The organism is Amycolatopsis sp. NPDC101161, assembly GCF_044768185.1.
GTDB lineage: Bacteria > Actinomycetota > Actinomycetes > Mycobacteriales > Pseudonocardiaceae > Amycolatopsis.
On sequence record NZ_JBIWPI010000005.1, the window covers coordinates 1,021,230 to 1,034,834 of the forward strand.

Sequence of the window (13,605 nt, forward strand, 5' to 3'; positions counted from 1 at the left end):
ACTGTGGACTCACTCCGGGGCCGAGAACGTGACGCCGGGCACCTTCCGCGCCGTCGCCCGCGTGGTCTTCTTCGGCTCCGCCGCCTTGCGGGTGCGCGTGGTCTTCGCCGGCTCGGCCTTCGCCTTGGTGCTCTTCGCGGCGGCCTTCGGCTCGGCCTTGGCGGTCACCTTCTTCGGCGTCGCCTTCGCCCGCGGCCGCTTCGCGCCCGGGACGATCCGCGGCCGGCGCTTGCGGCCACCGGTGCGGCGCCCGGCGTCGGCGTAGCGCTGCAGCAGCTCGCGCAGCGCGTCGGCGTTGGCGAAGGAGAGGTCGATGTCGTAGTCGATGCCGTCCAGCCCGAACCCGACGGTCTCCGCCGCGGGCTCGCCGGTCAGATCATCCAGCACCTGCACAGCCGTGTTCCTGGCCACGACAAACCTCCCGTGCTCCGAACGTGGTGTTTCGCGCGCACCGGAGCCGACGGCACCCCGGGCCGCCGATACCTTGCAGCTTCGAAGACGAGGATAGCCGCTGGCTTGCGCGAACTCGCGCGGTGGTGTGCGCTGATGCCATGTCCGGACAGACTTTTGACGTAGTGGTGATCGGCGCGGGCCCGGTGGGGGAGGTGGCCGCCGAACGGGCGGCACGCGGAGGCCTGAAGGTCGCGCTCGTCGAGCACGAGTTCTTCGGCGGCGAGTGCTCCTATTGGGCCTGCATCCCGAGCAAGGCGTTGCTGCGGCCGGGAAACCTCCTGGCCGCGGCGAAGCGGATCCCCGGCGTGCCGGTCGGCGACCGGCTCGACCCCGCGGCGGTGTTCGCGCGCCGTGACTGGTTCACCGGCAAGGGCGACGACGCGGGGCAGGTCGAGTGGGCGCGCGGCGCCGGCATCGAGCCGATCCGCGGGCACGGCGTGCTCACCGGTGAGCGGGAGGTCACCCTCGACGGCGACCGCGTGCTGACCGCGCGGCACGCGGTGATCGTGTGCACCGGCAGCGTGCCGAGCAAGCCGTCGATCCCGGGGCTCGACACGATCCGGCCGTGGGGTTCGCGGGAGGCGACGTCGGCGGAGTCGGTGCCGCGGCGCCTCGGCGTCCTCGGCGGCGGCGTGGTCGGCGTCGAGATGGCGCAGGCGTTCGCCACGCTCGGCTCGGAGGTCCACCTGGTGATCACCGGCGAGCGGCCGCTGCCGAAGAACGCCGCGTTCGCCGGCGACCTGGTCCTGCACGGGCTGCGCGAGGCGGGCGTGTACGTGCACACGGAGTCGGGCATCGAGCGCGTCGCGGCGGGCGAGGGCGGCACCGAGCTGACGTTGAAGGACGGCGAGACGGTCGTCGTCGACGAGCTCCTGCTGGCGACGGGCCGGCGTCCCGCGACGGCCGGGCTGGGCCTGGCCGCGTTCGGGGTCGAGGAGGGGCGCCCGCTGGAGGTCGACGACACCGGCCGCGTGTCCGCAGTGGACGGTGGCTGGCTGTACGCGGCGGGCGACGTCACCGGCCGCGCGCCGCTGACCCACCAGGGCAAGTACGGCGCCCGCGCGGCGGGCGACACGGTGGCGGCGCTGGCGGCGGGGACGTTCACGTCGGCTGAGCCGTGGAGCAGGTTCACCGCGACGGCCGACCACCACGCGGTGCCGCAGGTGGTGTTCACCGACCCGGAGGTGGCGGCGGTCGGGCTGGCGGACGCGCGGCCGGGGTCGGCCGACCGGGTCGTCGACATCGACATCGCGGTGGCGGGCTCGTCGCTGCACGCGGACGGCTACACGGGCAAAGCGCGGATCGTCGTCGACACCGAGCGGAACGTCCTGCTGGGTGTGACGTTCGTCGGTCAGGACGTCTCGGAGCTGCTGCACTCGGCGACGATCGCGATCGTCGGGGAGGTGCCGCTGGACCGGCTGTGGCACGCGGTGCCGTCGTTCCCGACGATCAGCGAGGTGTGGCTGCGGCTGCTGGAGGCGTACGGGCTCTGAGGGTTACTGGGCGGGCAGGTCGAGGGCGGCCTGCACGGCCCGGGTGAGGCCGGGATCGTCCGGAGTGGACGGTCCCGGCGCCCAGACGGCCTGGACGAGCCGCACGGACGTGCCTTCGACCTTGGAGGCGTAGGCGGCGTTCTCGAAGCGCGGCGCGGGCGTGGCGCCCCACTTGCCGGTCTCGGTCGCGAGATCCAGGACGCCGCCCCCGCCGGGGGTGTCGGCGACGGCCTTGAAGGCGGCGGCCTGGGCGGCATCGGGGAATTCGACGATCCCGATGGTGACGGCGGCCCCCCGCCCATCGACGTCGGCGGCGTAGGACGCGCGCCGGACGCCGGAGCAGCTGGTCTGCTGCAGGCTGGCTTGAGCGTCGCCGAAGGCGTGCGAAGCGCACCGCTGATCGTGATCGGCGGCGCGAAGCGAGAACTGCAGGCTCTGCGCGACGGGGGTGCTGGTCCGCGGCGGAGGCTGGGTCGCGGGGGTGGGAGGCCCGGTCGGAGCAGAGGCGGTGTCATCACCGGAGGTGGCAACGGCAACAGCGGCGACGACCAGGGCGATGAGGAGCCCGATCGCGGCCAGGGGGATCCAGCGGACGGTCTTGGAGGTGACGGTCTCGGGCGGGGTGGGGCGCGGGGTGGGGAACGGCTGCGGTGAGTCCGCTGGGGGCTGTGGTTGGGCGGCTTGGGGAATGGCCGGTGGGGTCGGTTTGGTTTGGTTGGGCCGTTCTGGGGTGGTCGGCCGCGGGCCGGTTGCCTCGGAGGCGGTCGTGAGGTTCTCGGTTCGCTCGGTGTCGGCGGCGAGATCGCCCGGCCGGACTGGTTGCGGCGGCACGGCGCCCGGGAACAGCGGGAGAACGGGGGCGTGCTGTGCTGGCGAGGGGAGCTTTTCGGTGCGTTCGGAGTCTGCGGGGGACTGGAGCTTCTCGGTTCGCTCGGAGTCCTCTGGCGCCGGGAGCGCTTGGGTGCGCTCGGAGCCTGCGGAAGACGGGAGCTTCTCGGTTCGCTCGGAGTCCTCTGTAGGCGGGAGCGCTTCGGTGCGCTCGGAGTCCGCGGACAGGTGCGAAGCCTCGGCGCTGGAAATCGGCGATGCCGAGTCGAGATCGGCTTCCGCCGACCCGGCGGCGGGCTCGGAGTCTTCGGCGGGTGATGGCGCCGGCCCCGCTTCGGCGGGGAGCGGAGTTTTGGTGTGCCAAACGGGTGTGCCCACAGTGGCCGAACTCGGCTCGGCTGAATTCGCGGCAGGTGAGGTCGGCTCGGCAGCGGAACTCGGCTGGGCCGAACCCGCGGTGGGCGATGTCTGCCGGGAGGGGGTCGCTGCAGGCGAATCTCCGCCGGGCGAACTCGGCTCGGCCGAGCCCGCGGCGGACGGGATCGCCTCGGCAGGGTGTGCGGCAGGCGAACCGTTGGCGGGGGAGCCTTGTTCGGCCGAGCCCGAAGCCGACGAAGCCGGCTCGGCAGCTGCTGCCGGTGCGCTCGGAGTGGCTCGGCTTGCGCTCGCTTCAGCCGAGGAGGCCGCGGCAGCCGCGCCGGCACCGGCCGGGCTTGCACTCGCCGCAGTCGAGTCGGCCGCTGCGGCCAAACCTGTCGCTGGGCCCGCGCTCGCTTCAGTCGAGGCGGCCGCAGCACCAGCCGCAGTCGGCTGGGTGGGCACCGCCGGCCCACTGTCCCAAAGGGACTCCGGTGGCGAATCGTCCGTGAACCTGCTGAAGCCCTCCCCCAACAGCACCTCGTCCGAAAACTCCGGTGCCTCCGGTGCCAGCCCGCGGATCAACGCCCGCACCTGGTCCACCGATCGGGGCCGGTGCGCGGTCGCCAATGACACCGTTGCCGCCAGCATCGTCGTCGGGGTCGGGTGCAACACCCTCACCGGGCCCGCCAGGTCCGAGGCCGGCTGGTCGACCGTCTCCACGTACGGTCCTACCGCGACTATCGTCCCCACCGGGCCCGTTCCCGGGACCAGGGAAGCGATCCGCCGCTCGCAGGCCTGCGATACGTCCAGTGCCTCGGTCGCAGGGTTGATCGCGTCGTCGTCGGCGACCAGGGGCCAGCCGTCCGCCTTCCACTCCGCACCCAGCGGGGCCTCCAGGCGCAGGGCCGGGTCCGGGAGGTCCACGCCGATCACGATGATCACCCCGTGGGGGAGCAGGACCACCGCCTCGATCGGGCGCTCGGTCACCGAGCCGACGCCCACCAGGGCGATCCCGCCGATCACGGTGCTGCCGCGGCCCAGGGACGCCAGTGCCGCCCGGACGTCGTCGGCGACCCGGGACTGCTGCCGCTCCAGGCGCACCAGTCGCACCGAAACCCCTCCCTGCTCGTCGTTCCGGGTCATCACGCTAGCGCGCCCGGCCGAATCCCCGGCGCGACACGGGGACGACGCGGCCGGGTGCCCTCCGAAAGTGGTGCCCCGGGTGACTTGTGGTGTTCGTGTGGCCAAACAGCACGGTTGGGGTGCAGAATGTGCTACAACGCATCGGAGGCGGCATTCGGGAGCCGCACTGAAGCCGTTCCGCAGCTCGAGTCAGGGCGTAGGGGAAGACGTCCCTCGTCGAGCAACAAGCGGAGGTAGCAGTGAGCACCCGTGGCAGCACCCGAGGTGTGGTGTACGTCCACTCGTCGCCGTCTGCGGTGTGTCCGCACGTCGAGTGGGCTATTTCGGGCACCCTGGGTGCCCGCGTTGACCTGAAGTGGACGGCGCAGCCGGCCAGTCCGGGTCAGCTTCGCGCCGAATGCGGCTGGCGCGCGCCCGCGGGCACCGGCGCCAAACTGGCGGCCGCGCTCAAGGCGTGGCCGATGATTCGGTTCGAGGTCACCGAAGAGCCCAGCGCGGGCGTCGACGGCGAGCGGTTCTGCTTCGCGCCCGGCCTCGGCCTGTGGCACGGGAGAACGAGCGCCAACGGCGACATCGTGGTGGGTGAGGACCAGCTGCGCGCCCTCGTGGCCATGACCCGCGGGGGTGAGACCCTCGCGCACAAGCTCGACGAGCTCCTCGCCGCGAGCTGGGACGAGGCGCTCGAGCCCTACCGCCACGCCGGCGACGGCGCCCCGGTGACCTGGCTCCACCAGGTCGGCTGACGGCAGAAGGCTTCGCTCGGGCGGTCCGGCGCGACCCCGGGTGATCCCGGGCGCGCCGGGCCGCCCGCGTGCGTTCACAGGGACCAGGACGGCCGGGCGTCCCGGCCGGGCCGGTACGCTCTGGAGGGTGACCGCCCCCGCCCCCAGCTCCCGTCAGCGCTGGCTGGTGCCCGTCGTGGTCGTGGTGCTTTCCGTGACCGTCGGGGCCGGCCTGCTCGCTCGCGAGGTCTACCGCCGGCCCGACCGGTCCGCCGACGAATCCACCGCCGCCTCGGCCACGTCGTCGCCCGCCAGCAGTGGTGCGCCCGCCGAGGCGGGCGTCGTCCGGATGACCGACGACGCGAAGCACCACCCGCAGGCCGAGGCCGTGGGCGAGCTCCTCAAGAAGTACTTCGACGCCATCAACGAGAAGTCGTACTCGCTGTGGCTGCAGGCCGTCAGCATCAAGCGGGCCGCCCAGCAGTCGGCCGGCGAGTGGAGGGCCGGCGTCAAGTCCACAAGGGACTCCGACCCCCTCGTCTACCGGATCGAGCGCGGCGCCGGCGGGTCGCTGCGGGTCCTGGTCGCCTTCACCAGCAGGCAGGAAAAAGCCGACGCCCCGGACTTCTTCCCGGAGACGTGCATCAAATGGCGGCTCGTCCTGCCGGTGGTCCAGGAGAAGCCCGGCCTGAAGATCGACACCGTCGACCCCGGTCCGACGCCCGAGCACGAGAAGTGCTGAAAAAGGGGCCCGGCCGAAGCCGGGCCCCTTTTTCAGCGGTGGACGATCAGGCCGCCGGGGTGAACAGCAGCGCGGTGTTGTGCCCGCCGAAGCCGAACGAGTTGCTGATCGCGGCGGTCAGCTCGACCTTGCGCGCCTCACCCGAAACGACGTCCAGCTGCACCCGCGGGTCCAGGTCGGTCAGGTTCAGGGTGGCCGGCACGATGCCGTGGTACAGCGACAGGATCGTGATGATCCCCTCGACCGCGCCGGCGCCGCCGACGAGGTGACCGAGCGCGCCCTTCGGCGCCGTCACGACCGGGTGTTCCCCGACCGCGTTGCGGATCGCCGCGGCCTCGCCGATGTCGCCGACCACAGTGGACGTCGCGTGGGCGTTCACGTGCCCGACGTCCGCGGGGGTGACGCCGGCCATCTTCATCGCCGCGCGCATCGCGGCGATCTGGCCGAGACCCTCGGGGTGGTTGCCGGTGATGTGGTAGGCGTCCGAGGTGATGCCGTGCCCGGCGATCGTCGCGTAGATGCGCGCCCCGCGGGCCTTCGCCTGGTCGGCGCGCTCCAGGATGACCACGCCGGAGCCCTCGCCGAGGACGAAGCCGTCCCGGCTCGCGTCGAACGGCCGCGACGCGCTCGCCGGGTCGTCGTTGCGGGTGGACACGGTGCGGGCCTGGGCGAAGCCGGCCAGCGTGATCGGGTGGATGCACGCTTCCGCGCCCCCCGCGATCACGACGTCGGCGCGGCCGGAGCGGATCATCTCCACCCCGCTAGCGATGCCCTCGGCACCCGAAGCGCAGGCCGAGGCCGGGGAGTGCACCCCGGCCCGCGCCTTCAGGTCGATGCCCACGTGCGCGGCCGGGCCGTTCGGCATCAGCATCGGCACGGTCAGCGGCGACACCTTGCGGAGACCCTGCTGGTGCAACAGATCGTTCTGGGTGAGCAGGGTGACCGGACCGCCGACACCCGTGCCGATCGACACGCCGAGGCGGTCGGGGTCCACGTCGGTGTGCTCGTCGGTCGGCTCCGAGTACCCGGCGTCGGCCCACGCCTGGCGGGCGGCGATCAGCGCGACCTGCTCGCAGCGGTCCATCCGGCGGGCCTGCACCCGCGGCAGGACCTCGCTGGGATCGACGGCCAGCTGGCCGCCGATCTTGACCGGCAGCTGCAGCTCCTCGACCCAGTCGGCCTCGATCGTCCGGATCCCGCTCCGTCCGGCCAGCAGACCGTCCCAGGTGGACGTGACGTCCCCGCCGAGCGGTGTGGTGGCGCCGAGACCGGTGATCACGACGTCGATGTTGCTCATGGGAGTCTCCTCAAGGAGGGAAGAGGACTTACTTCGAGTTGGCCGACACGTAGTTCACCGCGTCGCCCACGGTCTTGAGGTTGGCGAGCTCGTCGTCCGGGATCTTGACGCCGAACTTGTCCTCGGCCTGCACGGCGATCTCGACCATCGACAGCGAGTCGATGTCCAGGTCGTCCACGAACGACTTCTCGGCGGTGACGTCGTCCTGAGCCACACCGGCCACCTCTTCGACGATCTCGGCGAGGCCGGCGAGGATCTCAGCGTTGTCAGCCATGGGGTAGTTCCCTTCTCGGTCTTACTGTGGGTCTGTTGCCCTCGGGCGAATGCCCGCGGGGAGCGTAACGGTGATCAGGGGCAGACGAACGCCTGCCCGGCGTAGGACAGGCCCGCGCCGAACCCGACCGCCAGCACCACGTCGCCGGGCTTCGCCGTCCCGGCCTTGCGCATGTGGTCCAGCGCGAGGGGGATGGACGCCGACGAGGTGTTGCCGGAGTACTTGATGTCGTCGGCGACGACCATGTCCTCGCGGGCGCCGTTGGCCCGCAGCTTCTTCGCGATCGCCTCGACGATGCGCAGGTTGGCCTGGTGCGGGATCAGCACGTCCACATCGGACGGCTTGAGCCCGGCGGCCTCCAGCGCCTGCATCGCGATCGGCGCGATCTTCGTGGTCGCCCACCGGAAGACCGACTGGCCCTCCTGGTAGATGTACTTGTCGTCGCGCATGTAGATCAGGTCGACCAGGTCGCCCGCGCTGCCCCAGGTGACCGGGCCGATGCCCGGCTCGTCGGCCGCGCCGACGACCGCGGCGCCCGCGCCGTCGGCGAAGATGATCGCGTTGGCGCGGTCGACCGGGTCGACCGAGTCGGTGAGCTTCTCCGCGCCGATGACCAGGACCTTCTTCGCCGAGCCGGCCCGGATGAGGTCGGAGGCGACGCCGAGTCCGTAGCAGAACCCGGCGCACGCGGCGTTGAGGTCGAACGCGCCTGGGCTGGGGATGCCGATCCGCGCCGCGACCTGGGCGGCGGCGTTCGGGATCAGCGTCGGCATGGTGCAGTTCGGCAGGATCACCGTGTCCACTTCGGACGGGTCGACCCCGGCGTCGGCCAGCGCGGCGGTGCCGGCGGCGACGGCGAAGTCGGTGAGCGACTCGTCCTTCTCCGCGAACCGGCGCTCGATGATGCCGACGCGGTCGCGGATCCACTGGTCGTTGGTGTCCATGATCTGCGACAGGTCGTCGTTGGTGACGACCTTGTCCGGCTGCGCGCTGCCGATGCCCAGCACGCGGCTGCCGCGGGAGCCGGGGTTGAGGCTCAGGGTGGGTCGATCGGTCACGAGGCGTCCTCCTGGCGCAGCGCGGCCAGCTCGGCCGGCGTCTTCAGCGCGGTGGTAGTGGTGACGACGCCCTTGAGCTGCCGCTTGACCAGGCCGGTCAGCGTGCCCGCGGGCGCGAGTTCGACGGTGCGGGTGACGCCGAGGGAGACCAGGCCGTCCATCGTCAGGTCCCAGCGGACCGACCGGGTGACCTGCGCGACCAGGCGGTCCAGGTACTCGGCGCCGCTGGTGACGACCGCGCCGTCGGCGTTCGACAGCAGCGGGCGCGTCGGGTCGGCCGGGGTCAGCTCGGCGGCGTGGGCGCGCAGCGCCTCCTCGGCCGGTGCCATGTACTGCGTGTGGAACGCGCCGGCGACCTTGAGGGCGCGGATCTTCGTGCCTTCCAGGGGCTCGGCGACGATCTTCGCGATGGCGTCGGCGGCACCGGAGGCGACGATCTGCCCCGCTCCGTTGCGGTTCGCGGCGGTCAGGCCGTGCTCTTCCAGCCACGCGACGACCTGCTCGGGGTCCCCGAGCATGACCGCGGCCATCGACGTCGGTTCCAGCGCGCACGCCTTCGCCATCTCGGCGCCCCGGACGGCGGCCAGTGCGACGGCGTCTTCGGGCTCGAGCACCCCGGCGATCGCGGCCGCGGCGAGCTCGCCGACGGAGTGCCCGGCGACCGGCGCGTCCGCGGGGACCGGCGCGGTGGCCTGGAGGTGCTCGAAGGTGAGCAGCGACAGCGCGACGATCAGCGGCTGCGCGACGGCGGTGTCCTGGATCTCGTCGGCGTCCGCCTCGGTGCCGAGGCGGAGCAGGTCGAGGCCCGCGCGCTCGGACCACCGGGCGACGCGCTCGCGCGCGCCGTCGAGGTCGAGCCAGGGCGTGAACATACCGGGGGCCTGGGACCCCTGACCGGGAGCGAGGACTGCTGCTGTCACCCTTCAAGACAACACGTTCGCGGTGCCTCGGCGTGATGCCGACGCTCACAGTGTCTGTGCGACGTCTTTGTCGGAACCCTCCAAAGACGCGCCGGAGAAGCTCGCGCGTAACCCGGATGCCTTGTCGGGTTCAATCACCTTTCGCTGTTAAGTCCATCACGTGACGCCCGTCTCGGGAAGGACTCCTCAGGCCGCCTGCTCGGCCAGCGCGACGATGAGGCCCTCGGGGCCGCGGACGTAGGCGAGCCGGTGGCTGTCCCCGTACCGCACGCGCTCGCCGAGGAGCTCCGCGCCGTGCGGGCGCAGCCGGGCGAGGACGTCGTCGAGGTCGTCGACGGCGAACATGACGCGGCGGATCCCGAAGGCGTTGACCGGCTGGGCCGGCCCGGCGGCGGGGGAGGCCGGACTGCGGAACCTCATCAGCTCGAGCCGGCCGTGGCCGTCCGGGGTGCGCACCACGGCGAGGTCGCACCGGACGCCGTCCAGGGCGACGAGGCTGTCCACCGACGGCCCTTCGACCATGGCCTCGCCCTCGAGCTCCAGGCCGAGTTCGACGAAGAAGGCGACGGCGGCCGCCAGGTCCTCGACCACGATGCCGACGTTGTCCAGCCGCTGGATCGCCATGGGTTCACTCCCGTCCCGCGCGGCCCCCGTGGCCGCTTCCGCGCCGGGGACGGAGCCGGTGGCCCGTTCTCGACAGAGGCGGAGTCACCGCAGTCCGCAGGGCCTGAGCACGCGGTGCGCGGTGAAGTTCGCCGCCCGGTCGAGCAGGTCGGGCGGACTATCCCGTCACCAGAGCCCGCGGGCCCGGGCCAGTCGGCCGACGGTGAGCGCGATCCGCAGCACCAGCGCGTCGCGGGGGTCGGTCGGCTGGCAGCCCGTGAGGTCCGCCGCCTTCCGCAGCCGGTAGCGGACGGTGTTCGGGTGGACGAACAGCGTCTTGGCGCACGTCTCCAGCACGCCGCCGCTCTCGAGGTAGGCCTCGACCGTGCGCTGCAGCGTCGGGCCCGCCTCCTCCAGCGGCCGCGCGATCGTGTCCACCAGCAGGCGTTCGGCCTCGGCGTCGCCGGACAGCGCCCGCTCCGGCAGCAGGTCCGCCGAGCGCACCGGCCGGGGCGCGCCCGGCCAGCCGACGACCGCGCGCAGCCCCGACAACGCCTCGGCCGAGCTGTGGTGCGCCTCGGCCAGCGTCGGCACCGTCGGGCCGGCCACCACGGGACCGTCGGCGAACGCCACCGACATCCGCGCGAGGATTTCGCGTTCCTTCGGCCCGCCCTCGGTCGGGCCGCCGACCACGACCACCAGCCGGGAGCCCTGCACCGACAGCAGCACCGGGCGGCCGACGCGGGCCGCGCGGCTGCGGACCTCGAACACCACCGTCGGCGGGTCCTCCGACGGCGGGTTGCCGACCAGCACGGTCGCCGCCGCGCCCGGCTCCCAGCCCAGCGCCGTCGCCCGGGACAGCACGGACTCCTCGGCGTCGCCACGGACGATCCCGTCGACGACCAGGGCCTCCAGCCGGGCGTCCCACGCGCCGCGCGCTTCCGCCGCCGCCGCGTACGAGTTGGCCGCCGCGAACGCGATTTCCCGGCCGTAGCGCAGGATTCCCTCGATCAGCGCCGCGCGTTCGGCCTCGTTCGCGGCGAACTCGGGCAGCTGCTCCTCGAAGACCTCGATGGCCAGGCGCACCATGCCGACGGCCTGGCGCAGGCTGACCCAGCGGGACAGCTCGGCCGGCGCGTCGCGGAACGCCTCGGTCGTCAGCTGCAGGGCCTCCTTCGAGTCCCGCAGCCAGTCGACGAAGCCCGCGGCGCCCGCCTGGGTGATCAGCAGGACGCTCGCGCGCTGGTCGGCGGGCAGCCGGGCGAACCACGTCAGCCGCCGCTCCATCACCGCGATGCTCGCGCTCGCCAGGCTGCCGGACGCGTGCTCCAGCCGCCGAAGCGTCTTCGCGGAGAGTCCGTGGTGCTTCGGCACCCGGCGCGGGGCGGTGGTTCCATCCATGGCGGACGCGATCCTACGTGCTTCGCAACTTTCGCAGCGCTGGTGGCAACGCCCGGTGGTAGGCGGTGCGTGTACGGACTGCCTAGGATCGCGGGCGGGGGAGCCAGGGATGAATGGGGGAACCGGAATGACCGGTTTAGAGATCGACAAGGTCTCCAAACGCTACGGCGACGTGGTCGCGTTGCGGGAAATGACGTTCGACGTCCGGCCCGGCGAGCTCTTCGGCTTCGTCGGGAGCAACGGCGCCGGGAAGACGACGACCATGCGCATCGCGCTCGGCGTCCTTTCCGCCGACGGCGGCGAAGTCCGCTACGAGGGCGAGCCGGTGACGCACGAAACGCGCCGCCACATCGGGTACATGCCCGAAGAACGCGGGCTTTACCCGCGGATGAAGGTCGCCGAGCAGCTGACGTACCTCGCGCGGCTGCACGGCATGCCCGCCGCCGACGCGCGGAAGTCGGCGGAGAAGTGGACCGAACGGCTCGGCGTCGCCGGGCGCCGCGACGACGAGGTGCAGAAGCTGTCCCTCGGCAACCAGCAGCGCGTCCAGCTGGCCGCGGCGCTGGTGCACGAGCCGCGGATCCTGGTGCTCGACGAGCCGTTCTCCGGCCTCGACCCGGTCGCGGTCGACGTGATGAGCCAGGTGCTCAAGGAAAAGGCCGCCGAGGGCGTGCCGGTCGTGTTCTCCAGCCACCAGCTCGACCTGGTGGAGCGGCTCTGCGACCGGGTCGGGATCGTCCGGAGTGGACAGATGGTCGCCCTCGGCACCGTCGACGACCTGCGGGCCGGCGGTGCCGTCCGGCTGCGGGTCGACGTCCCGGAAGCCGGTGACGGCTGGGCCGACGGCCTGCCCGGGGTGACGGTGCTCGGCCGGAAGGGCCCGGTGACCGAGCTCGAGCTGGGCGACGGCGCCGACGACCAGGCCGTGCTCAAGGCCGCGCTGGCCACCGGTCCGGTCCGCGAGTTCGCCCGTGAGCAGCCGTCGCTGACGGAGCTGTTCCGTTCCGTCGTCACCCACCAGGAGGTTCCCGCATGAGCGCCCCGGTCCCGGACGTCGGGATGAGCCCGCTTTCCGCGGTGGGGCTGGTCGCCTCCCGCGAGATCACCACCCGCGTGAAGTCGAAGGCGTTCCGCGTCGCCACGGTCGTCATGCTGCTGCTGATCGTGGTCGGCATCGTGCTGCTCAAGCTGCTCTCCGGCGGGAGCGGTGCCGACGCGAAGGTCGGCTTCACCGCGGCCACCGCCGGGTTTTCGGCGCCGCTGAAGGCGTCCGGGCAGGCCGTCGGTGAGTCCATCGAGACCACGCAGGTCGCCGACGAGGCGACCGGGCGCGCGAAGCTGGCCGACGGTTCGCTCGACGCGCTGCTCACCGGCGACGGCAAGAGCGTGCACGTCCAGGTGAAGAAGGACCTCGACGGCAAGCTCGCGAACGTCCTGCAGCTGGTGGCCCGCCAGGTCGCGCTCGACCAGCAGATCACCGCCCTCGGCGGGAACCCGGCGCGGTTCGAGAGCGCCGTCGCGGCGGCGAAGTTCGTCGAAGACCCGCCGCTGGAGGAGCCGTACCCCTACAACGGCGCGCAGCTCGGGCTGGGCATCGCCGCGGGCATCCTCATCTACCTCTCCCTGATGATCAACGGCCAGAGCGTCGCGCAGGGCGTCGTCGAGGAGAAGACTTCCCGGGTCGTGGAGCTGCTGCTGTCGACGATCAAGCCGTGGCAGCTGATGGCCGGGAAGGTGCTCGGCATCGGCGTGGTGGGGCTGATCCAGATGCTCGTGATCGGCGTGGGCGGCCTGGTCGCCGTGACGGCGACCGGGGCGCTGCCGGACCTGTCGCTGTCGTCGGCGGTCGGGACCGTCGTGTGGCTGATCGTCTGGTACCTGCTCGGGTTCTTCATGTACTCGATCGTGTTCGCCGCGCTGGGTGCGCTGGTTTCGCGGCAGGAGGACGTCGGCGGCGCGACGATGCCGGCGCTGATGTTCGTGATCGCCGGGTACGTGATCGGTATTTCGGTGCTGCCGTCGAACCCGGGCAGCACGTTCGTCGAGGTGCTTTCCGTGATTCCGGTGTTCGCGCCGACCCTGATGCCGATCCGGCTGGCGATGGGCGGTGTTCCGGTGTGGGAGGCCGCGTTGTCGGTGTTGCTGGTGGTGCTGATGATTCCGGGATTGATCTGGCTGGCCGCGCGGATCTACCGGAATGCGGTGATGCGCACCGGCGCGAAGGTGAAACTGCGCGACGCGCTGCGCGCCGCCTGACGTTCGCCGAACGTTCACCCGGCCCTCGGACACCCCGGTGTCCGGGGGCCGGACT

13 protein-coding genes are annotated in these 13,605 nt (G+C 72.3%); 5 read left to right on the plus strand and 8 right to left on the minus strand.

Annotated elements, in window-relative coordinates; all coding sequences use genetic code 11:
* Window positions 1-9 precede the first annotated feature (9 nt).
* Window positions 10-411: a histone-like nucleoid-structuring protein Lsr2 gene (locus ACIRSS_RS38320; RefSeq protein WP_400903920.1), complete on the minus strand. Its 402-nt coding sequence runs from the start codon at window positions 409-411 to the stop codon at window positions 10-12.
* Between the two features lie 140 nt (window positions 412-551).
* On the opposite strand from ACIRSS_RS38320, the gene ACIRSS_RS38325 reads away from it, so the two are divergent.
* Window positions 552-1,946, plus strand: a complete 1,395-nt coding sequence (locus tag ACIRSS_RS38325; protein WP_400903922.1) for a dihydrolipoyl dehydrogenase family protein — start codon at window positions 552-554, stop codon at window positions 1,944-1,946.
* Window positions 1,947-1,949: 3 nt separating this feature from the next.
* Here the strand turns inward: ACIRSS_RS38325 and ACIRSS_RS38330 are convergent, their stop codons facing one another.
* A complete protein-coding gene (locus tag ACIRSS_RS38330) occupies window positions 1,950-4,277 on the minus strand; it encodes a hypothetical protein (protein ID WP_400903924.1) in 2,328 nt (775 codons plus the stop codon).
* A gap of 239 nt (window positions 4,278-4,516) precedes the next feature.
* Between ACIRSS_RS38330 and ACIRSS_RS38335 the strand changes: the two genes are divergently transcribed.
* Complete coding sequence (locus ACIRSS_RS38335; RefSeq protein ID WP_364450131.1) at window positions 4,517-5,020, plus strand: DUF3145 domain-containing protein; 504 nt, start codon at window positions 4,517-4,519, stop codon at window positions 5,018-5,020.
* Between the two features lie 127 nt (window positions 5,021-5,147).
* Window positions 5,148-5,741 carry a hypothetical protein gene (locus ACIRSS_RS38340; RefSeq protein WP_400903926.1) on the plus strand — a complete coding sequence of 198 codons (594 nt, stop codon included), beginning with the start codon at window positions 5,148-5,150 and terminating at the stop codon, window positions 5,739-5,741.
* Window positions 5,742-5,787: 46 nt separating this feature from the next.
* On the opposite strand, the gene ACIRSS_RS38345 is transcribed toward ACIRSS_RS38340, so the two are convergent.
* The 6 genes from ACIRSS_RS38345 to ACIRSS_RS38370 all read right to left on the minus strand — a co-directional run bounded on the left by ACIRSS_RS38345 (window position 5,788) and on the right by ACIRSS_RS38370 (window position 11,294).
* Complete coding sequence (locus ACIRSS_RS38345; protein ID WP_400903928.1) at window positions 5,788-7,038, minus strand: beta-ketoacyl-[acyl-carrier-protein] synthase family protein; 1,251 nt, start codon at window positions 7,036-7,038, stop codon at window positions 5,788-5,790.
* Between the two features lie 28 nt (window positions 7,039-7,066).
* Window positions 7,067-7,312, minus strand: a complete 246-nt coding sequence (locus ACIRSS_RS38350) for an acyl carrier protein (protein WP_004559006.1) — start codon at window positions 7,310-7,312, stop codon at window positions 7,067-7,069.
* Between the two features lie 74 nt (window positions 7,313-7,386).
* Window positions 7,387-8,370, minus strand: coding sequence for a beta-ketoacyl-ACP synthase III (locus tag ACIRSS_RS38355; RefSeq protein ID WP_400903930.1), 984 nt, complete (start codon window positions 8,368-8,370; stop codon window positions 7,387-7,389).
* Window positions 8,367-9,290 (minus strand): ACP S-malonyltransferase, encoded by a 924-nt coding sequence (locus ACIRSS_RS38360; RefSeq protein WP_400903931.1) that lies wholly within the window; start codon window positions 9,288-9,290, stop codon window positions 8,367-8,369. Before ACIRSS_RS38360 ends, ACIRSS_RS38355 begins: the two co-directional genes overlap by 4 nt.
* Window positions 9,291-9,476: 186 nt before the next feature.
* Window positions 9,477-9,914, minus strand: coding sequence for a VOC family protein (locus ACIRSS_RS38365; protein ID WP_400903933.1), 438 nt, complete (start codon window positions 9,912-9,914; stop codon window positions 9,477-9,479).
* A gap of 165 nt (window positions 9,915-10,079) precedes the next feature.
* A complete protein-coding gene (locus tag ACIRSS_RS38370; RefSeq protein ID WP_400903934.1) occupies window positions 10,080-11,294 on the minus strand; it encodes a PucR family transcriptional regulator in 1,215 nt (404 codons plus the stop codon).
* Between the two features lie 127 nt (window positions 11,295-11,421).
* Between ACIRSS_RS38370 and ACIRSS_RS38375 the strand changes: the two genes are divergently transcribed.
* Together ACIRSS_RS38375 and ACIRSS_RS38380 are read left to right on the plus strand one after the other, a co-directional pair.
* Complete coding sequence (locus ACIRSS_RS38375; RefSeq protein ID WP_400903936.1) at window positions 11,422-12,330, plus strand: ABC transporter ATP-binding protein; 909 nt, start codon at window positions 11,422-11,424, stop codon at window positions 12,328-12,330.
* The gene (locus tag ACIRSS_RS38380; protein WP_400903937.1) at window positions 12,327-13,550 is read left to right on the plus strand and encodes an ABC transporter permease; all 1,224 of its coding nucleotides are present in this window, start codon (window positions 12,327-12,329) and stop codon (window positions 13,548-13,550) included. Before ACIRSS_RS38375 ends, ACIRSS_RS38380 begins: the two co-directional genes overlap by 4 nt.
* Window positions 13,551-13,605 lie beyond the last annotated feature (55 nt).